Origin of the sequence: Paraburkholderia tropica (genome assembly GCF_914484835.1) — a bacterium.
GTDB classification, from domain to species: Bacteria; Pseudomonadota; Gammaproteobacteria; order Burkholderiales; family Burkholderiaceae; genus Paraburkholderia; species Paraburkholderia tropica_A.
Genome location: NZ_CAJZAR010000043.1, coordinates 45,679 through 65,090, shown reverse-complemented (window position 1 = coordinate 65,090; position 19,412 = coordinate 45,679). Strand labels below are relative to the sequence as shown.

Annotated in this window: 27 protein-coding genes; 24 read left to right on the top strand and 3 right to left on the bottom strand. The window is 61.0% G+C overall.

Annotated elements, in window-relative coordinates; genetic code table 11:
- Positions 1 to 6 precede the first annotated feature (6 nt).
- The 3 genes from LDO54_RS12770 to LDO54_RS12760 form a co-directional block, all read right to left on the bottom strand.
- Positions 7 to 420, bottom strand: coding sequence for a bactofilin family protein (locus tag LDO54_RS12770; protein WP_224010780.1), 414 nt, complete (start codon positions 418 to 420; stop codon positions 7 to 9).
- An 11-nt stretch (positions 421 to 431) separates the two neighbouring features.
- Positions 432 to 1,280, bottom strand: coding sequence for a hypothetical protein (locus LDO54_RS12765; protein ID WP_224010778.1), 849 nt, complete (start codon positions 1,278 to 1,280; stop codon positions 432 to 434).
- Between the two features lie 70 nt (positions 1,281 to 1,350).
- Positions 1,351 to 1,965, bottom strand: a complete 615-nt coding sequence (locus tag LDO54_RS12760) for a DUF1845 domain-containing protein (protein ID WP_124262096.1) — start codon at positions 1,963 to 1,965, stop codon at positions 1,351 to 1,353.
- A 645-nt stretch (positions 1,966 to 2,610) separates the two neighbouring features.
- Here LDO54_RS12760 and LDO54_RS12755 point away from each other — a divergent pair.
- From LDO54_RS12755 to LDO54_RS12640, 24 genes are all read left to right on the top strand, one after another.
- Positions 2,611 to 2,880 (top strand): DUF7696 family protein, encoded by a 270-nt coding sequence (locus tag LDO54_RS12755; RefSeq protein ID WP_224010776.1) that lies wholly within the window; start codon positions 2,611 to 2,613, stop codon positions 2,878 to 2,880.
- Positions 2,877 to 4,199, top strand: coding sequence for a recombination directionality factor (locus LDO54_RS12750; protein ID WP_224010774.1), 1,323 nt, complete (start codon positions 2,877 to 2,879; stop codon positions 4,197 to 4,199). Before LDO54_RS12755 ends, LDO54_RS12750 begins: the two co-directional genes overlap by 4 nt.
- Positions 4,200 to 4,357: 158 nt before the next feature.
- Positions 4,358 to 4,852 (top strand): NADAR family protein, encoded by a 495-nt coding sequence (locus LDO54_RS12745; protein WP_224010773.1) that lies wholly within the window; start codon positions 4,358 to 4,360, stop codon positions 4,850 to 4,852.
- 71 nt (positions 4,853 to 4,923) lie between these two features.
- The gene (locus LDO54_RS12740; RefSeq protein ID WP_224010772.1) at positions 4,924 to 6,288 is read left to right on the top strand and encodes a metallophosphoesterase family protein; all 1,365 of its coding nucleotides are present in this window, start codon (positions 4,924 to 4,926) and stop codon (positions 6,286 to 6,288) included.
- A 226-nt stretch (positions 6,289 to 6,514) separates the two neighbouring features.
- Positions 6,515 to 7,069 (top strand): hypothetical protein, encoded by a 555-nt coding sequence (locus tag LDO54_RS12735; RefSeq protein ID WP_224010771.1) that lies wholly within the window; start codon positions 6,515 to 6,517, stop codon positions 7,067 to 7,069.
- On the top strand, positions 7,057 to 9,378 hold the full coding sequence (locus LDO54_RS12730) for an SMC family ATPase (RefSeq protein ID WP_224010767.1): 2,322 nt from the start codon (positions 7,057 to 7,059) through the stop codon (positions 9,376 to 9,378). The genes LDO54_RS12735 and LDO54_RS12730 overlap by 13 nt, the downstream gene beginning before the upstream one ends.
- Before the next feature lie 73 nt (positions 9,379 to 9,451).
- The gene (locus tag LDO54_RS12725) at positions 9,452 to 9,634 is read left to right on the top strand and encodes a hypothetical protein (protein ID WP_124262092.1); all 183 of its coding nucleotides are present in this window, start codon (positions 9,452 to 9,454) and stop codon (positions 9,632 to 9,634) included.
- Positions 9,635 to 9,688: 54 nt separating this feature from the next.
- A complete protein-coding gene (locus LDO54_RS12720; RefSeq protein ID WP_124262091.1) occupies positions 9,689 to 9,889 on the top strand; it encodes a hypothetical protein in 201 nt (66 codons plus the stop codon).
- Between the two features lie 242 nt (positions 9,890 to 10,131).
- Complete coding sequence (locus tag LDO54_RS12715; RefSeq protein WP_224010765.1) at positions 10,132 to 10,488, top strand: hypothetical protein; 357 nt, start codon at positions 10,132 to 10,134, stop codon at positions 10,486 to 10,488.
- A gap of 10 nt (positions 10,489 to 10,498) precedes the next feature.
- Positions 10,499 to 10,822 carry a GntR family transcriptional regulator gene (locus LDO54_RS12710; RefSeq protein ID WP_224010763.1) on the top strand — a complete coding sequence of 108 codons (324 nt, stop codon included), beginning with the start codon at positions 10,499 to 10,501 and terminating at the stop codon, positions 10,820 to 10,822.
- Positions 10,823 to 10,962: 140 nt separating this feature from the next.
- Positions 10,963 to 11,325, top strand: a complete 363-nt coding sequence (locus tag LDO54_RS12705) for a hypothetical protein (protein WP_224010761.1) — start codon at positions 10,963 to 10,965, stop codon at positions 11,323 to 11,325.
- A 227-nt stretch (positions 11,326 to 11,552) separates the two neighbouring features.
- The gene (locus LDO54_RS12700) at positions 11,553 to 11,798 is read left to right on the top strand and encodes a hypothetical protein (protein ID WP_224010760.1); all 246 of its coding nucleotides are present in this window, start codon (positions 11,553 to 11,555) and stop codon (positions 11,796 to 11,798) included.
- Between the two features lie 344 nt (positions 11,799 to 12,142).
- A complete protein-coding gene (locus LDO54_RS12695) occupies positions 12,143 to 12,328 on the top strand; it encodes a hypothetical protein (protein ID WP_224010758.1) in 186 nt (61 codons plus the stop codon).
- A 420-nt stretch (positions 12,329 to 12,748) separates the two neighbouring features.
- Positions 12,749 to 12,994: a hypothetical protein gene (locus LDO54_RS12690; RefSeq protein WP_224010756.1), complete on the top strand. Its 246-nt coding sequence runs from the start codon at positions 12,749 to 12,751 to the stop codon at positions 12,992 to 12,994.
- Between the two features lie 26 nt (positions 12,995 to 13,020).
- Positions 13,021 to 13,185: a hypothetical protein gene (locus tag LDO54_RS12685; protein WP_224010754.1), complete on the top strand. Its 165-nt coding sequence runs from the start codon at positions 13,021 to 13,023 to the stop codon at positions 13,183 to 13,185.
- A gap of 254 nt (positions 13,186 to 13,439) precedes the next feature.
- On the top strand, positions 13,440 to 13,715 hold the full coding sequence (locus LDO54_RS12680; protein WP_224010752.1) for a hypothetical protein: 276 nt from the start codon (positions 13,440 to 13,442) through the stop codon (positions 13,713 to 13,715).
- A 136-nt stretch (positions 13,716 to 13,851) separates the two neighbouring features.
- Positions 13,852 to 14,511, top strand: coding sequence for a tyrosine-type recombinase/integrase (locus tag LDO54_RS12675; protein WP_224010750.1), 660 nt, complete (start codon positions 13,852 to 13,854; stop codon positions 14,509 to 14,511).
- The gene (locus tag LDO54_RS12670) at positions 14,511 to 14,729 is read left to right on the top strand and encodes a transcriptional regulator (protein WP_224010748.1); all 219 of its coding nucleotides are present in this window, start codon (positions 14,511 to 14,513) and stop codon (positions 14,727 to 14,729) included. The genes LDO54_RS12675 and LDO54_RS12670 overlap by 1 nt, the downstream gene beginning before the upstream one ends.
- A 302-nt stretch (positions 14,730 to 15,031) precedes the next feature.
- Positions 15,032 to 15,304, top strand: a complete 273-nt coding sequence (locus tag LDO54_RS12665) for a hypothetical protein (protein WP_224010746.1) — start codon at positions 15,032 to 15,034, stop codon at positions 15,302 to 15,304.
- 44 nt (positions 15,305 to 15,348) lie between these two features.
- Positions 15,349 to 15,555: a hypothetical protein gene (locus LDO54_RS12660; protein ID WP_224010744.1), complete on the top strand. Its 207-nt coding sequence runs from the start codon at positions 15,349 to 15,351 to the stop codon at positions 15,553 to 15,555.
- A 284-nt stretch (positions 15,556 to 15,839) separates the two neighbouring features.
- Positions 15,840 to 16,430, top strand: a complete 591-nt coding sequence (locus LDO54_RS12655) for a hypothetical protein (RefSeq protein ID WP_224010742.1) — start codon at positions 15,840 to 15,842, stop codon at positions 16,428 to 16,430.
- 29 nt (positions 16,431 to 16,459) lie between these two features.
- Positions 16,460 to 17,431, top strand: coding sequence for an HNH endonuclease signature motif containing protein (locus tag LDO54_RS12650; RefSeq protein WP_224010740.1), 972 nt, complete (start codon positions 16,460 to 16,462; stop codon positions 17,429 to 17,431).
- A 34-nt stretch (positions 17,432 to 17,465) separates the two neighbouring features.
- Positions 17,466 to 17,921 (top strand): hypothetical protein, encoded by a 456-nt coding sequence (locus LDO54_RS12645; RefSeq protein WP_224010738.1) that lies wholly within the window; start codon positions 17,466 to 17,468, stop codon positions 17,919 to 17,921.
- Positions 17,922 to 18,191: 270 nt separating this feature from the next.
- A protein-coding gene (locus tag LDO54_RS12640; protein ID WP_404842272.1) for an IS3 family transposase occupies positions 18,192 to 19,327 on the top strand; the annotation gives its coding sequence in 2 pieces (ribosomal slippage) (positions 18,192 to 18,456 and positions 18,456 to 19,327; 1,137 coding nt in all).
- The last annotated feature ends 85 nt before the right edge of the window (positions 19,328 to 19,412 follow it).

The window sequence follows — 19,412 nt, the reverse complement described above, 5'->3', positions numbered from 1 at the left end:
GCGATGCTATGCGGCCGCATCGGCGGACCGCTGGATCGACTGGACGTTTTGCGCTTCCGTCACTTCCTTCACGCCGTTCTCAATGACGAGCTCGCGCGCGACGCGCTTGAACTGGCCTTCAAGCGACGCGCTCGGGCCGAGCCTGATCGTGCCGCAGTAAAAGATATTGCCCTTCACGCGACCGTTGATTTCGAGTGAGCCGCGCGCGTGGATATCGCCCTCCACCGTGCCGTCGACGCGCACGTGTTCGCCGTCGACCTGGCCTTTGACCAGCCCACCCTGACCAATGTGCAGCAGGCCTTCATTGGCGATCAGATTGCCGTCCACGATGCCAAACAGGCTCAAGCCATGGTCCAGAATCAGATTGCCCTCGATCGTGGCCCCGGGCGCGAGCAGCGTGACGTTGAGTTGGTTCTTCATGTTCGCGTGCCTCAGAAAAGTTGAACGTCGCCACCGCGCCCCGCGGCCGGCTTCGCTTCGGCGGGTTTCGCGTCCGGGTTTGCAGGCGGTGCTTCATGAATCGGTGTGAGGTGACGACGGGGTGCGTGCCTGGAGACATGCATCGCCGGTGCCACAGGCGCGGAGGCTTCGGCCTGTGACGCTGCCGGCGTCGCGGCGGCTGCCGTCTGGGTCGAAGGTTGAGGCTTCGCCGGCGGGTGCTCCTCGCGCACGGCTGCCGGAACGGGCTGAATCGCAGGCGTATGCTCGCTCCGCGCGTCCGGCCGTTGAATGCGTGCCTGCCTGATCGGCGACGCCGCCGCGCGCTGCATGTAGTTGTCCGGGGCAGCAGGGGGCGCGACCTGGCCAGTCGCCGCCTGCGGTGATTGCCCCATCAAGGCGGCCGGATCGACAGCGGCTAGCGAGCCGGTGCGGCCCGCTGCCTGGTCGGAGTCGCTGGCGGTGAGCGCGGACGCAGAGCCGTTGGCGCTGGCGGCCGTATATGACGCGGGGGAAGTCGCGGTCGCTGCCACCGTCGTCTGCGCGTGCGCGGCTGCATGGCTCGCGTGCGCGATCGATCCATAGAGCTTCGCTGCGCCCATGCCGATGGCCGCGCAGATGAACGTGCCGCCCACCGTCATGAGCGCGCCGCGCCCGACGTTCGCGCGCGCCTTCCACATGCGGCGTAGCGCAGACGTGCTCACGGCAGGATCGTGCGCGAGCAGCAGCGGGGCGGGGCGCGCGCGCATCTGCGCCTCCAGATCGATGACGACAGGCTCGCGCGCGTACCGCGCGTGCAGCGCCTGAATTTCTCGAAGGTCTATCTCCATCAGGTCCTCCATAAAGGGTGTACGGACGAGCGTATCCGGCCAGCGAGGAAGTCAAGCTGGATCGGTTAATACGTGGGCGTGGTCAGGATTCGCGGCGGTTGCCGTCGGCGTCGTACTGGTCGTTGTCTGGGATGCACACCTGAACGATGTGTTTGAGCCTCTTTTCGGCATTCGCGATCATTGCCGAGCATCGCTCGTCCCCGAGCTTCTGCTCGTTGCGGGTTTCGATCGCCCGCTTGAAAAGACGCTCGTACTGCGACAGGCACCGCACGAGCTGACCGGTAAGCGGTCGCTTCACTTCAAGTTCAATCGTCTCGCAGGGCCACGGCAGGTTGCGCGCGCGGTGCTGCTCCACCCAGGCGAGGGCCTTGGTGAACCAGTCGGACGTCTCGCGCAACGTCTTGTCGAGTGCGTGCAGCTTGCCACCGCGCGCGACCGAGATCTTCGTCGCGCAGAAGTTAAAGTCCGAACGCACGAATGTGCGCGTGAAAAGCGAGCTGTATTGCAGCGCAGTGAGCTGCTGCGAATCGGGGATGATCTTCGCGTAGCGCGTGTCGCTCGTCAGGCGCTCGATGGGCTTGAGCCCGGTGCCTGAGGGAACTGGGGTGAGGACAGCGGGAGCGCCTGGCGTCCCGCCTTGCGCCGCATCGCCGGACGGTTCATCCGGTAGCGGCGCCGATTCAAGTACGGCGGCCATAGTGTTTTTCGGGTGTGGTCTCTCTCACCGGTCATTGTCTGCCCGTTTCCTCAGACCAGATCGGGCAAAAGCTGCACGATATAGGCCATCATTTCCCCGGTATTCCCTCGCAAATTGCCTGATACTGACTTCATTGCTCGCGTCTCCTGACGCATCGACCTCGACTCCGTAGCCCGGAGTCCATCTTCTGTCCCAAGCCGTGCCCTTGCGGCATGCTCCGACCAGCTGGCCCTGGTGTGGAATCTCTCTTGTGCTGAGCGCCTTGCCATCCGCTCCCCTTCCGTCAGTCGTAATACTCGTCGCCGGCCGCATTCATTTGCGCCGCGACATCGTTCGAGCCCGGACATTCGGGTGTTCTCTCTCAAGACCCCCGTCTGGGTAGAACGATCGAAGTGGACTGACCCGTGAACCTGCGGCGAAAACTCAACGTTTTCGGAAAAGGGCTGTCTGCGCGACGTGATCATGTCGCGCCGGGAACGACTTTCCGTTCCCTGTTATGAGCCTCTGGCTCCCTGTGCGCCACGTCCCCGAAAGGGACGTGGCGTATGGGTCATTTCCCTCCGAATCCACAAACGCGTTCCTCTTGCCAGGGGAGCGCGTTTTTTTTCGTCCTGTGTTTTTCATCTTCTGCCTGGAGGCGCTCCCGTGCTTCTTCCCAACAGCCTTGACCAGCGTATCGCCGACACGATCAGCCACACTATCGACGACGAGCGCAAGACCGCCGATACCGCCTCCGCCACCTGGCGCGCACGGTGCGAATCGGCCCAGATCGCGATGCTCGCTGACAGCGAGCGCCGCGTTGTTCTTTCACACATCGCCACACGCCGCGGAGAAGCGGCAGCATCCACTCTGGCGCAGTCGGCCGGTGAGATGCGCACTTCGGCGATCTTCATTCTTGCGAGGAAACCATCGTGAATTCAGTGATCAGCATGCATGGCAACGCCGCGCGCAGCATCGTCGAGGAGCGCGCGCCGCGCGCACCCGTCATCGGGCGCATCCGGCCGGGTATCAAGGTGCTGACCTCGGCCGCACGAAAAAACGAGCGGGCGGTGAAGCTCTACGACGAACTGCTCGCCGCCGGCGAATCGTTCGAGAAAATCGGCGAGGAGATCGAGCGCCGTTGCAGTCTCAAAAATGCCCTCGCGCCCCGCAACGTGCCTTATTTCACGTGCCGTCGCTCGGACTTCACCAACCCGGACATTGCTGACGAAATCCTTCGTCGCTATGGCGAGGATCGCGGTGATGGTCTCAAGCTCTATCGCTTCCCGGCCGTGTTCGCCTTCAACGACTGGATGGCGAATATCCCGAACGAAATGGCGACCTGGGGGACCAACGGCCGCAAGTTCTTCTCCGAATACGGAACGGAAGGTACACGCTTCTGCATGTTGTACGCGAAGCCCGAGCGCGACCCGCGTGCACAGCGCGCCCAGCGCAACTTTGGGCCGCGCAAAAGCACCCTGCGTAACGATGAGTCGATTCCCGATGGCGTGTGCAACCCCGAGCGCTGCCCGCAGTATCAGTCGCGCCAGTGCAACCTGTCGGCGCGCTTCATCTTCGCGATCCCCGAGATCAAGGGGCTTGGGTTGATCGAGTTGCCGACCAACTCGATCTATGTGCTGCAGAAGGCTTACTCGGCGATGCAGACCGTTTCGCTCGCGCGTGGCCGGCTCACCGGAACGCACTTCTGGATGTCGAAGCGCGAGTTCGATATCACGCGCATCAACGAATCTGGCGAGGCAGTACGCCAGAGCCAGATGCTTACGGTGCTCGATGCCGATATCGACATCAGCGCGCTGCTCGACGGCGCCGAAGACCAGCCTCCTGCGCTTGCGATGGCCACCGAAGCAGCCGCGCTGCTGGAAGGGAGCGACACTGCCGCTCTGTCCAATGTGCGCACGCTGCATCCGGTCACGCTCGATGGCAATTCCGCAAACGGGCACGATCACATCGAGATGGCGGATGGTGGCCTGAAGTCGGCCAGCTCGTCAGATCCCGCCGAAACGCTCGAAGACAAGCTTGAGCGGATGTCGGACCTCCTCAAGCGTCTGGGTCTGAGCGTCGAAACGCGACAGCGTGACTTCCGTCGTTTTGCCTACATGAAATTTGGCAACGGCTGGACAAAGCGCGTCGACGACGTTGACGGCATGAACGCGCGACTCGTCGCTGCACTCGAGGATAGCGCTTCGCTGGAGCGTGAAATCGAGGCAGCGGTGCAGGATGCGCTGTTCCAGTAACCCAAAGCCGGCCCCTGACGGGGTCGGCGCCTCTTTCCAGTCCCGGTACGAGAGCCTTTCAGCAAGCAGACTTGCTAAAACGCTTTCGACCGCGCTTTCGCGCATCGAAATCCGTCCGCCATCCGGCGGCCCATCCATCTTGATCAGGGAGTCGTCCGATGCACAGGATCGGCAACTACACCGCGTTTTTTGGCGCGGGCGACGAGTTCAGCAACTGGCATCGTTGCGAGTTCTCTTACCGTGGCTTCACGTTTACCTCGGTCGAGCAGTTCTTGATGTTTTCGAAGGCGAAGCTTTTCGCGGATGAACGCTCAGCCGATGCGGTGATGGCCACGAACGATCCGGCGCAGCAGAAAGCAATTGGCCGCAAGGTCACCGGCTTCGAGGAATCGCTGTGGCACAGGAAGCGCGAATCGATTGTGTACGTTGGCTGTCGCGAGAAGTTCGCGCAGAACCGTGCATTGCGCTCCGTGCTGTTCGCATCGAATCCAACGGTACTCGTGGAAGCGAGTCCCTGGGATCGCATCTGGGGCGTCGGTCTCGACGCCCGTAACCCGGACATTGCAGATCCCGCGAAGTGGCGAGGTCAGAACCTGCTCGGCAAGACGCTGATGCGGGTGCGAGACGCGCTCGATCCGCGACATCACTTTTAGAACCCGCTTCCTGCGGGTCCATTCATTGAGGCTGCCTTCGGGCGGCCATTTTTCGTTTACGGAGGTGCGTCTTGAAGATCGCCCATTTTTCTGACCTGCATTACTCGCCCGAACGGCTGGACGAAGCGGATCGCTGCTTCGGCTTCGCCGTCGACGATGCAATCGCGCGCGGTGCGCGCGTGGCCATCGTCTCAGGCGACTCGACCGATCACCGGCTCGATGCGCATTCACCGGCACTCGGCGCGCTCGCGCGCCAGATTCACCGACTCGCGGCGGCGATGCCCGTGATCATGCTGCAAGGCACGTTCTCGCACGAGCCGCCCGGCACGCTCGATATCTTCGCGCTGATGGGCTCGACCAACGAGGTGTTCGTCGCCGATCGCATCCAGCAGGTTGCGTTCGCGCACAGCCGCTTCATTGCGTCAGCGGGTGCGGTGTTCAGCGACGACGAACTCGCGCACGTCATCGCGATGGGTCCTGATGCGGTATTCACCTGTCTGCCGACGATCAACAAGGGGCAGTTCGCGGCGAGTGTTGGCGCACTCGCCGCGGCCACCGATCTCAGCGATGTTCTGGGCACCTATCTGGCGGCATCCGGCAGGGTGAACGCGCAGTTGCGTGACGCTGGCATCGCGACCGTGGGCATTTCGCACGGCACGGTGGTGGGCTGCGAAACGGAACACGGCGTCACGATGGCGGGATTCGATCACGAATTCTCGCTCTCGGCGCTGTTCGACGCGCAGTGTTCGGCGTTCCTGCTCGGCCACATCCACAAGCATCAGGCGTGGGAGAGCGGCGGGAGGCGCATTGCCTATCCGGGATCGATCGGCCGGTTCCACTACGGCGAGCAGGGCGAGAAGGGTTACCTGTTATGGGAAGTGGATACCCATTCGGCCTCGGCCGGGCTGGTGCCCACGCCTTCGCGTCGCATGCTGTGCGTGGACTTCGACGGACCGCCCGATATGGAGCGGCTCGCCGCGCTCGCTGCAGATTCGGGCGATGCGTTCGTGCGCATCCGCTGGCAGATCGACGAGGAGCACCGTCAGTCTGTGGATCGCGCTGCAATCGAAGCGATGTTCGCCCACGCACCGGGCGTGAAAATCGAGCCACGCATTCTCCCGGTCGTGCGCAGCCGCGCACAGGGCATCAGCCTGGAGACCTCGGTCGACGCGAAACTCGCGCGCTGGTGCGAGCTGACGGATGTCGCTTCGTCGCCGTTGCTCGAACGCCTGCAGATGCTCGAAACCGCAGATGCGGCGGCGATCGCAGGGGCGGTGCTGGCGGGGCTCGATGGTCAGCCCATTGCTGCACCTCTGTCGCTGGTCGTTGGCGCGACCGTCGATGTTGGCGAGCCGCCACCGGTTGAGCAGCCGTCGACACCGACCACCGTTGAGTCCGGCACCGACTGGCTCGAAGGCGATCTCTTCGCGGCGTAAATCAGCCGCCATCACGTGAGCGGGGCCAGTATGGCCCGCTCACGCGCGGAACGCTGCCGTGTTCCGGGAGCGCGCTCGAATCTCACGAGTGCGCTCCCGGAACAAGGTTCACCCCGCGCTACTGGCGCATCGATCGCAGTATCCACTGCATCCATTTTCTTTTGACCCTGACGGGGAGCGATCTCCCGATGGGGGCGCACTCCGTCCATTTTTCCGGAGTTTGCCCATGTTTGGTCTGTATCCCGCTGGTCCCGCCTGGGTCCGGCATTTCAATGCAACGTCGTCCGCGACCGATATCCAGCAGCTTCTCGTGAAGCATGCGGGATTCACCGCGGCGCTTTTCCATCAACCCTACGGCGTCGCGCGCGGCTTCGTCATCGCGGTCCGTCACGGCTTCGTTGTGATGGTCCACGAACGCGACGCCGCCGAGCTCGAGCTCGTCGTCGCCCCCGACGTCGAGATGACGAACCTGCTCTGGTCGCACAGCAACGGCTATGCGAGCCAGTGGTCCGCACGTGAGCTGAAGGCGCTCACGGCATGCGAGAGCTGGGAGAAGCTGCTCAAGCTCTCCGGCACACGTTTCGCTGCGGCCTGCACCGCGCTGGAACGTGCAATCGACGGCACGATCGCGCCGCCCGCACCGGAAGCGGTTGTCGCCGCACCAGTGGCGGTTGACCGGATCGTTTCTTCGTCGTTCCCCGACGATGACGATGTTCCGTGGTTGCCGTCCGACTACCTTCAGGATGTTCAGTTTGCGGAGGGGCTGTCATGCGACCGCTGATCCTCGTGCTAGAAGGCTTCCACGGCGTGCGGGACGGGATGCGGCGCGAAAGCGTCACGCTTGACCTCGAATCGCTGCCGGCTGGCCTCATCGCCTTGAAGGGGCCGAACGGCGCGGGCAAGTCCACCCTCATGGACAACCTGCATCCGTACCGGATCATGCCCTCGCATGCCGCGAAGCTCTCCGTCGACGCCTTCTCGTACTGGGACCACGTTCGTGGGCCGCAGGCGCAGAAGACACTCGAGTGGGAGCACGCCAACGTGCGCTACCGCTCGACGTTCACGTTCCGCAAGCCTGGCAAGACCAACAAGGCGGAGTACTTCCTTGCGTGGCGCGACAAGGCCGGTCTCTGGCAGCCGTTTTCGGCACCAGACGGCACGAAGTCCGACGGCAAGGCGGATACCTACGACCGCTGTGTCGAATCGGTGTGCGGCTCGCTCGAGTCGTTCTTCACCAGCGTCTTCTCCGCGCAGAACCGGCGGCCGCTCGCGTCCTACAACGCCGGCGAGATCAAGTCGCTGCTGGCGGAACTGCTGCACATCGATCACCTGCGTGCGCTCTCGGCGAAAGCCGCGGACGTTGCAAAGGTGCTCGCGGGCAGCCTCGACAGCATCCAGCGCGAACTCTCGGCCCTGAGCCAGAAGCGCGAAACGCTCGCGGCAACGGAGCGTGGGATTGCGGCTGACGCTGATGCGATCGCAGATGCACGGCGCGAACGCGAGGACCTTCTGGCTACCGCGCAGACGCTCGCACAGCAGCGCGCGACGCTGGCGGCGAAGCAGGCAGAGTCGGCAACCGCCGAGGCACGCGTGCGGGAACTGGCGAAGCAGCGGGGCGATATCAACGAATCGCTCTCGCGCATTGCATCGCAGGCCACCGAGCTGACCCGACGTCTGGGTGAGCGGCGCGCAGCGCTCGCAAAGAGCATCGCTTCGCATGAGGCGACGCTCGCGCAACGAGGGTCGATTGAAGGCGCGCAGGCGCAGTGCGATCAGGCGCAACTGGCGATCGGCCGGGAAGAAGCGGTCATTCAGGCACTTCAGGCCGAGATTGTCGAACTGGGGCACACGCAGACCGCACTCGTCGACGCGAATGCCGATATGACCAGCCTGCAGGGGCAGGGCCAATCGAAAGCCGCTCTGCTCAAGACGTTACAGCAGCAGGCTGCGGTGATCGACCAGGTGCCGTGTGCGGGCCACGCCATGCACACGACCTGTCCGCTGCTCGCGCAGGCACGCGACGCATCTGCGAAGGCAGCAGAGCAACGGGTGTCGATCGAGTCGCTTCGCGCGAATTACCGGGAGCGCAAGGCCATCGTGGACAAGCTCACGCCGGTTGTCGCCGCGCTTGCGCCCAAACGCGATGCACTGAAAAAGGCGAGTGATGCGCTGGCGAAGGCTCGCAGCGAGTTGCAGCAGGCGACGGCTCTGGCCGCGCGCAAGCCGCTTCTCGAAGCCGCTGTCACCGGGCTTGCTGACGCGAGGTCGGAACTGGCCAGCGCGGACGCGCAACTCTCTCAGGTCGCAGAACACCGCGATTGCGAGACGAAGCGTCTGCAGGGCGCCTTGCGCGATATCGAAACCGAGGCCTCCCGGCTCTCGGCATCCGATGTCACCAGCGCGATCGCAGGACTGGATCGCCAGATCGTTGCGAACCGCGAGGCCAGCACGGCTCTGGACGCGCGTATCGAAGCGCTCATCCGTCAGCTGGCGACGCGCGAAACACAGCGTGACGCCATGCAGACGGAGCTCGCCGGATTCGATGCAACCCGCTCGCGGGCTGAACGTCTGTCCGACGAGATCGCGCACTGGAAGCTGCTCGCCAGAGGCCTCGGAAATGACGGTCTGGTTGCCCTGACCATCGACGATGCGGGCCCGGCACTCACGCAAACGGTCAACGACCTGCTGCTGGCGTGCTACGGACCGCGATTCACCGTCGAGGTGCGCACGCAACGCGCGCTTGCCAGCGGCGATCTGCGCGAGGGCTTCGAGATCCTGGTCCATGACGCCGACAACGACAGCACCAAGCCGGTATCGGTGATGTCGGGTGGGCAGAAGGTCTGGATCAACGAATGTCTCACGCGTGGCATCGCCCTTTATCTCGCGCGCAATGCGGGGGAGCCGTACGAGACGCTGTTCAGCGACGAGTCGGACGGTCCACTTGACCCTGCACGCAAGGTGCAGTTCATGAAGATGAAGCGCGAGGTTCTCCGTCAGGGGGGCTACGCGCGTGAATTCTTCATCTCGCAGACACCGGACCTCGTCATCGAGGCGGACGCCGTCATCGACGTCGAGGCGATGGCTGCGTGATTTTCTCTTTAACCCTTGTGGGGAGCGACTCCCCGCAAGGGGCGCTCCTCGTCTTCACACCCGAGGAGCAACCATGTTTCAGAAGCAACCTTGCGCTGTTCGCTGCGCCACGCTCGCCGTGCGTGCGGCCGCTCCGCGCCGAGGCGCCGAGCACGTCTACACGCTCAACGGCTCGCGCCTGCGCGACGTCCTCGTTGATGGCCACTGGATCACCGTGACCGTCAGCGAACCCGTCGAACAGCGCGCCGCTGCGTGATCTTCCCTCGCCGCCCCATACGGGGCGGCGCCATTCTCTTTTCTGGACTTCACCATGATGAATTTTCTGATGCTGCTCGTGGCAGCCGCCGGCACGTCTTCGCTCACGGCTTGTGGCAACGCTCCGGCGATGCCAAAGGCGGACCGCACCGTGATCGTTGTGCATTCGCCCAAGCGCGAGCAGGGCGATTTCCGGATCTGCGACGACGGGCGCGTACTCGTCTTTCCGGCGAACCATCCCAAGTCGTGCGCGTGACCCGGACAACCCAGTAACTGGCCAGCGGCCCAACCGCAACGAAGGCCCTGTCTCCCTCTGGAGCAGGGCCTTTGTCTTTTCTGATTCAAAACAGGAGGTGCCATGCAACGCCAGATCGTCATCGCAACAGTGGCGGCATCGCTTCTCGCAGCCGCGCTCATCTGCGTGCTGTCTTCGTACACCGCGCCCACACCTTTCTAGCGGCCGTCCGCAGACGGGCCGCACCATTTCAGGAACTGACCATGACGTATTCGAGTAACGATTTTTCAGAAGATATCGGGCGGTGCCTCATCGACACCGACGTAGTCGAAGCGGAAGTGTTCTCTGACGCCGATATCGGCGCGCAGGCCGACCTTGCCATCGCCGGAATCATCGGCGCAAGCCACGCCGCGCGCGCTGCGCGGTTCATCTCGACCGTGCTCGCGTCCCCGTGCGCGCGGGACGACAAGACGCTCGCGGACGCCCTGCGTCTTGCGGATGCAATCGCACGGCAAGGCAAGCTGGTGCTCCCGCCGGCGGGCAAGGCCTTCACTGGCTTCGTGAAAGGGTTGCCCGGTGGACGGGAGTGGTCGAAACATGTCGTTTTGCAGCCGGTGTAGGATGCGCGGCATGACGCACTCGCAAAACGCCTCGCGCGCCGATCCGTATACCAGCAGTACACATCGCATTACCGACCCGCAGCGCTGGCGCCCGGACTTCGCCCGCATTCGGGGAAAAGTCTATCTGGCCATCGCTGACCAGATCGAGAATGCGATTTTCACCGGAGTCTTTCGTGCGGGGGACCTGCTTCCCACACAACGCGACGTGGCCGACGATCTCGGCTTCCACGTCAACACCATTAATGCGGCATTTCGCGAAGCCGCGCGCCGCGGCCTGATCGAGAGCCGCACGCGCAGAGGATCTGTCGTCTCGCCGATGGGGCATTCAGGTTGATTTCCACACATCGAGAAGCCCGCGCCACCTCACGGTGGACGCGGGCTTTTTTTCGTCTGCGCGCAAATCAGGCGGAAAGCTATACAAAAACCATAACCTTTTGCCCGCACGGCCGTGCCGAACAGCCCCAAAATGTCTGCATGAGATCCGACCAAATTTACCGGGCTCGCGCCATCGCGGTGTGGCTCGTCAACCTTGCCGCGCTGTCGGCCGGACTCGCCGTGCTGTGGAAAGGCGTGCTTTTACTCCGCGGCGATGCGTCGTCCTGGCTCGTTCTGGCGCTGAACAGCAACGGCAACATGCGACTGGATGCGTCGCTCGGCGATCCCCACTCAAGCCTACTGGGCGTCTTCCTCTACTACGCTTATGGGATGATCGGCTACGTGTTGGCGATGGGGAGTGTTCTGCTCGCGGGCATGGCGGCCGTACGCATCGCAATGGTCGGCTACGCCCAGTTTCGCCGGGAACTCCAGCTAAAGTGGAGAGAGCGCAAGCCGTTATAGAAGGGCGAGGCCCTGACCGCTGGCCGCAGCTTCTTGTCGTGCAGCGTATCTCATTGTACGCAGCTAACGCCTCTAGCCGCACGGAATCAAACGGACTCATCTCGGGGCGACGAGATAATTGAGCGACAAAGCAACGACGGCGCAGCACGCTTCATGCGGTCCTTCAAAGTCGTGCGAGCGCCTGCCGCAAATTCTGACGGATCTTAAATCGGAGAACAGGAGGTTCTATGTTGAAATGGAATTTGACGTGGGTGCTGCGTTTTGCACCGGTACGCTTCATCTGCGGACTGTTGCTTTTCGTTCTCTCGATTTACATGCTGTGTGGAGCAGTGGACGCCGGCACGAGTAACGCGGCGTTTGTCGCTGCACCGTTTGCCTTTGGCGCGTTTCCGTGGATCGTCGTGCTTGGGGTCGGCGTCGTCTTGGTTGTTTGGGCATGGTGGGAAGGGCAAAAGGCGCGTTTGGGCGACTAAGAAAACTGTCGATGCAGCCGACACGCCAAACGACATGCTGCCCGCACTGCGGCGGGCAAAGCGGATTCGAAAGCACCATCCGGCTCAAAGCTCGACGCTTGGCGGGTTGGAATGGCTCTGACGTGGATACGGACAGATACGAGGTTGTGTCCGAGACAGACCCACGATGCGCAGCCTGCGGCAAGCAAGCCGTTATAGAAGGGCGAGGCCCTGACGGCTGGCCGCGCTTCTTGTCGTGCGGCCTATCTCGTCGTACGCAGCTATCATCTCTAGCCGCACGAAATCAAACGCACTCATCTCGGGGCGACGAGATGATTTGAGCGACAAACCAGGAGGAGTGCCCAATGAACGGCTGGACGGTTCTATTAATCGACCTAATTATTGCGCTTCCATTGACGTTCCTTGATATCTATTTTGAGCGTGCGGGAAACAGCGGCGGCATGCAGATCATCACGGTCATTGCGCTTGTGGTCGTGGCGATTAATGCATTGCTCATTGCCTCAATTTACTTTCAGCGGCGCGGCGGGTAACCGCGGCTGTCCAGCGTGGAAGCCGTCACAGCGCGTCTGTTCCAGATCCAGCGTGGCCCCGCGCAATGAAGTGGTACAGCCGAATTGGGGGAGAGTCGGCCTTCATGCTGCAATCGGCACCGCGCCCGAGGTCGCCGCGCGTTGCGCCCACTGAGCCTCGGAACTAATTGACAGGCCGTTGAGAATGAAACGAGCACACTGGAATCGGACGGTGCGCGGTGCAGATGTGAGTCTGCGGGCCCAGGTGGAGCGAATCAAGACGTGGCGCGGCTTCTGGATGTCTCCGGCCTACGCGCGGATTCGCCGAGCTCTCGGCAAACCGGATGCCTGGAGCGTCGCGCAACCGCAATTGGAGGCACTGGATGCGCGACGTTGGCGTATTGCACGCCGCTACGGGAAATGCCTGCGGAACGTAAGATCGTGAACATCATTCAACAACGGGCCGTTCAGGCGATCAAAGATCGGGGCGCCAAAGTGCTTTCGTTCGACAAGGACGTATCGCATACCCCCTTTATCATCGCGATAGACCGCGCTCAACGAAAACTGAGCCGGATGAGCCGCTACGGCTCCCGTCGCGTGAAAGTGGCTGTGCGCCGCAATGGGTCAGTGTCTCCCGTTGACGTGGTCAGTACTGTTCGCACGGCGGCGCTCAAGAGACGCGTCTAACGCCCCGGAAACCACAGGGAGCCGAGATGAAGGCGAAGTACCTTGTTTTAACCGTCGCGATCGCAGTGGTAGCTGTGGCGTGGGACTGGATCGATGAGAAGTCGTTGGCGGCTTACTGGTGGACGATTCTTCCGATGACGCTTGGCATCGGACTCTACGATTCGATGCTGCAGGCCAAGACCGAAGATTGATCGGAAATTGATGGCAAAGACACGACGCGAGCGAGAGAAGCAGGAAGCAAAACGACTCCGAAACAAGTACCGCCGTATCGCGAGCGATGCGCGCAAAGGTGTCCCTGGTGCGGAAGAAAAGCGGGAAACTCTGGATATAAAACTGAAGCTGGTTGGCATCCGTACCAACGTATAGAAAATCGAGGCGCTCACGCAAGAAGAGCTTTGCTTTTGCGAGCATCTATTGCGCAGCATTTACGACAAAGGAAGTAGTGATGGTTGACGATGAAGATAAGTTTGCTGCGGGCCTGTGGCGTCTCCTGGCGGCCCTAGTGGTGCTTGCCTTCGGCGGATGCTTCACCGCCTATCTGTTGCATCAGGCGAAGTCGGATGGTCTACTCGGGGCCACTGCGCCGCCGCCCCAGCCGTCCGCGTCGCTCGTTTCTCTGGTCGTTGATGGCAAACGTCACCAGACGAAGGAAGGGAAGTATGTAGTGTGCGACCCGGCCTCGTTGCCGTCAGAGTGCCGGTCTGATCTGCTCGAACAGTGAAACCCGCCCGGTGATTGTTGCCCTGCGCGCCAGGTTTTTCCGAGGACTTGAGTGATTGCAGCACTCCCGATTGCGGTTCCTCGGCGGTGACTTCATAATTCCTCGTAATACGACAACAATTGGTTGGTGTTACAGGATGGCAAAAGCACCGGTAATCGAACTGCATCAGGTCCGTCACGCGCTCAAGGTTGCGGCTGTTATCGGGCAAGCTCCGCTGCGCGACGTGGCATTGCTGGCTGCTCTCTACTCAACTGGCGTTACACCCAAGGAGGCTGCGAAGCTCGTCGTTTCCGACTATTTGGCCGTTGACGGCTCTACGCGGGTCAATTCGACACTCAGGAAGGAGATTGCTTTCAACGGCAAGGCAAGGCCGCTTGTGTGGGCCAACGCCACTGCCCGCAAGGCGCTCGATGACTACTTGCGCCACCGCCGCGAAGCGCGGCACGGCATCAGCACCGCGCCTGCTGCATTCATGGGCTTGGACCCTTCAAGTCCGCTGTTTCTGACCAGTGACGGCTCCCCGTTCACGTTCACGCGTCGAGTCACCCGAACTGGCGCGGCCAGCTACTCTTGCGAAACGTTGAACGAAGTCATACGCCGCCTACACACGCAAGCGGGTATCGAAAACGGAAGCGCCAATGCAGCGAGACGGACGTTCGCTGTGAACCTCCATCGCCAAGGAAGGTCGCTCAAGCTCATACAGGGGCTCATTGGAGTTTCCAGCCTGGTTGCCGTTAAACGTCTGGTAGACGGCGATCCGGTATCGCTCGCCTCCGTTGTAAGCAGGGTCATTTAATGGACAAAGCCAAAGTGCAAACACAGCAGGACTTTTTGCGAGGCGCGATGCAGTCGCTCGGACTCACGCGGTCCGCGTTTGCTACGCGGATCAGCGTGCCAGAAAAGACGCTGAACAAATGGCTCGCGCCCGCCGACACCGGCGACTACCGCAACATGCCTGATGTGGTTTGGGCGTATATCAGAGAGATTTTGGTTTGGGATGCGAAGAAAACTTGATATACCCCCAATGGGGGTATATTATGTGCCTCATGGTCGGCGCACGTGTGCCGATAAAGCGACCGGAAGTCACGATGAACAAACCTCAGATGTGGATTCACTGGAACGATGGCGAGAGCAAGCCGATTAGCCGCGAGAAAGCTGCCCGAGAAATCCGGCGCAACCGCCGACAGCCACGAGCCTTGGTCCGCGTCTTTCGTAAGCATCGCGAGACGTACATTGTGAGCGAACTATTCGGCGTCGGCTGCTGTATCCACCGCTCCTAACCACTGCGCCCGCTACGGCGGGCACCGGAAAAAGTCATGATCGGTGACAAAGAAGATGACGACAATTTCGTAGCGGTCGCAGTGCGTTTTCTCCTTGCCGGATTGGTCCTTATGGTCGGTGGTGGCTTCACTGCACTGATGTATAAACAAACTCCTGATCGAACGATCGCGACTGAACCGAGGTCGTCCGGAGCTCTCGTCTCGCTGGTCGTTGATGGCCAGCGCCATCAAACGAGAGGTGGGAAGTGGGTGGTTTGTGACCGGGTTGAAACGCGGCCCGAATGTCGAACGGATCTACTTGAACAGTAACGGAAGGGAAAACGCCGGCGCAGCCGGCACGGGGAAAAGCAACCATGTCGCAAAACCTGACGAAGGAAGGGATCGAAGTGAAGCCGGGGCAGGTTTGGCGCGATCTTGACAAACGATCGAACGGACGGACGAAGCGAGTGCTGTCCGTCGCGGACGGTAAAGCCCAGTTCGAAGGGCCGCCGAAGACGAAAGTGGCGATCGACAGAATGCATCGAAACAGTACCGGCTACGAGCTGGTGAGCGACGTCTGAACAGGAAAACCATGACTAGCAAGAGGCGATGGGCATACGCCGAAATAACCGGAGCGGCCGAAGAGGAAATCGTGTTCTGGATGAACGCGGCGGCAACCGCTGCGCGTGAAGGGCGCCCAGCTCACGACGACTTCGGCCAAGGTGCTGCGCGTGGCGTGTTTCAGCTTTGGCGGTATCTGACCGGTGGCCATCAAAAGCAAGGCGACGCGGACCGCCTAGAAGCTCTGACGCGCCGTTCGGCAGTAGCCGACACGGCGAAACCATAGACGACGGAAAACGGTTCAATGACAGCACAAACAGTCTCAATTCTCAATGAAATCGGCCAGTTGTACGCTTTTGACGCAAATGATTTCGCTGAACGGTTCGATGTGACGTGGGAGCGCATCACTAACAAGACCGGCCGCATCAAATCATTCGTCGATCTCTTGATGGGCTTCGAGTGTGCACTGAAAGCACACATCGCACTCGCGGGTCAGCGCGATCTCCATGAGCCGAAGCAGACATACATGAAGATTCGAAAGGCAAGCCATAGCATCTCTCAGCTTGCCTCCGCAGCTACTCTGCTAAGTGACCGAGGGCTTTACGAGCAAATCGCGGGCCGTTTGGATAGTTTCTCCGTCTTGATCCGATATTCGCTTGATGCATATGAAGCATTTTTCCCTTGGTACACAGACCAGGGCTCGGCGCGCATCAACTACTCCATGACGATCGGCAACGACGTATGGATCAGAGAAACGAGGGAATTGCTTGAGCCCCTAATGGATTCCGCGTACAAGCTGGTCACAGGAGAGGTGGCCGATATTGAGCATCTCTTCGACCGAGAAAGGGAAATGCAGGAATTTGTTGAGACGGTCGTGGCAAAGGGTGCTCGTTAGCCGGCGTGACTTATAGACCACGGAAAACGATGAGCGACAACGCACGCCAATTTCGCAGCTCAGAAAGCTTGGCAGAGGAAGCGGTTACCCGAAACGCTATCGCGCCATTCCTCTCCGCGCGCGGCTACCGGGTTTTGGAGGATCGGCGCGCGCAGACGGGCACCGCAATCTCACAGTTCGTGCGCGTACAAGGTCCCGATGGTCCGCAGCTGCAGATGCGTGTTCGTTTGTGCTGGCGCCGGTCGGGCGAACGGCTAAACAAGGCTAACTATTCGGCGGCGCAGTTGCGTGCAAGGTTGATCAATGATAGCTGGGATAACACGCTCGCCTTCGTGGTCGAGCGTGACCGAGCCGAGGGCAATACGCATCACCTATTCGTGCAGCGCGATGGCACCAATATCGTGTACGCCGCGCTAATTCCTCGCGAGGAACTCGCGCCTATCTGGCGTGGCCAACGCGATGTGAGCGCAGATTTGATTGCGGGGGGCTTCTGTGGTCGAACATCGAAGAACCACGCGATGAACGGAACCAGCCCGACTATTTGGTTACAAGACAACCGCTGGCCGCGCGCTCATGAGGTCGCGGATGTGCTCTGGAATTGGCCCGGCGTCGTCGACTTGGCAAAGGCGCCCGTCGTACCGATGGCTGGGGAGAGTGATGTCGATGACACCTACGATGACTGCCCGCGTGGAGATTCATGGGACATTGGCAGCGATGGCGCAGACCGCCGTCCTGTGATGCGTTCTGAGGTCAAGCGCGACCAACAGGTTCGTCGTGCGGTGCTTGCTCGGACAGCTGTCTGCGAGCGCGCCGGTTGCGGACAGGCTCAACGCTATCGTGGTTTTCTGGACGTGCATCATATCCTCGGAGCGGAGAAAGGGGATCGTGTCTGGAATTGTGTGGCACTGTGCCCAAATTGCCATCGCGACGCCCACTATTCTGCCGAGGCGGAGGCATTAAACCGCCAGTTGTTGGAGTATGCCAAGCAGTTCCAACAGTAGCAACGCAAAGCACAGGAAAACGGGGGTACAGCGTATGCCGGTCTGGCTCCAGGTGGTTCTCGGTCTCGCGGCGCCATTGATCGCGGCGGCAGGTGTCTTTGTCGCGTTTCAGCAGTGGCTCTTGGGTCGGCGAGGATTGAAGCATGACCTGTTCGACAGGCGTTGGGCGGTGTACGCGGCAACAAACGACGTCATTGGCGCGCACTTGAACGGCAGGTCAGACGATGCTAGCACATGCCTGGATACATTTTTGCGGCGGCGCATGGACGCAGCGTTTCTCCTTCCTGAATGCACGAATTTATTTCTGGGTGATGTGTTGAACGAGGTCTTGAAGTATAGGGATGCGCGGCGCGTGCTTTCTAAGACCCCAGCGGACGGGCCACAACGGGATGCCGCTGAGATGGGTGTCGCACAGGCGGAACACGTCTTGAAGGGCTTGCATGAGCGTTTAGTGGAGGAGTTTCGCTCCTCGCTCGATTTGTCAAAATAGGACGGAAGACAAAATGCATGGATTTTGGCGCAGTATTCCTTTGTATTTGCTCACCGCCGTATGTCTCCCGGCAGTAGCCCAAAGCAGTTTTCTCGGGATTTCGTTGGATGCTCGCTTTCCTGGAGAGATGAGCGAGTGCCCGACCAAAGAAATTTCTGGCATGGAGTTTCTTGACACCAATAGAGGTGGCTTCGAGAATTCGGACAGTACGTTGAGTGGAAAAGCTGGGGCGTGAGTCGGCCATAATGGCCGGCAACAAGGAACCAGAAGATGACGAAACGAAACCGACGGACCCACTCACCAACGTTCAAGGCAAAGGTGGCCCTGGCAGCGCTCAAGGGGGACAAGACGCTGGCAGAGCTGGCCCTGCAGTTTGATGTCCATCCGAACCAGATTACGGACTGGAAGAAGCAACTGCAGGAGCGGGTTGCCGATGTGTTCGACACGGGCAACTCGGCGCCATCGGCACCGCCAGTCGACGTGAAGGTACTGCACGCGAAGATCGGGCAGTTGACGTTGGAGAACGATTTTTTAGAAAGCGCGCTCAGCAAGGCGGGACTGCTGGGCGTAAAGCGATGATCGATCGTGATCACGCCCTGCCGGTGACGCAGCAGGCGCGGCTGGTAGGCATCAGCCGGTCGAGCGCCTATTACCAATCACGTGGGGTCAACGAAGCGGATCTGAAATTGATGCGCCGGATTGACGAGCTTCACCTCGAGCATCCGTTTGCGGGGGCGCGAATGCTGGTACGGCTGCTGCGTCGCGAAGGCATTAAGGTCGGGCGCAGACACGTCAGCACCTTGATGAAGCGCATGGGCGTCGAAGCGCTGTATCGCAAGCCAAACACGAGCCGCAAGCATGCAGCCCATAGGATCTGGCCGTACCTGCTTCGCAACCGGAAAATCGACCGGGCCAATCAGGTTTGGGCGCTCGATACGAGCTATATCCCGATGGCGCGCGGCTTCGTATATCTCACGGCTGTCGTGGACTGGGCGAGCCGTCGGGTGCTGGCACACCGGGTGGCGATCACGCTGGAGAGCTGCCATGCTGTCGAGGCGCTGGAGGAAGCATTTGCGAAATACGGCCTGCCTGAGATCGTCAACACGGATCAAGGCAGCCAGTTCACCGCAACCGAATTCACCGACGCGGTGCTCAGCCGGAGCGTTCTTCTGTCCATGGATGGAAAGGGTGCCTGGCGTGACAACGTGTTCGTTGAACGGGTGTGGCGCAGCGTCAAATACGAAGAGGTCTATCTGAAAGCCTACGACTCGGTCAGCCACGCCCGCCGCTCAATCAGCAACTACCTGAACTGGTATAACCAGAATCGGCCTCATTCTAGGCTGGCCGATCAGACACCGGATGAAGCATACTTCGCCACGCTGCCAGCGATAAAATCGGCAGCTTGATTGCCTCTGCGATTCCACTTAAAAACTCGCGGATCCTGTCCGAACGAATGAGGCCACCTCTGCAAGATCGAAGTGCGGCCAACTT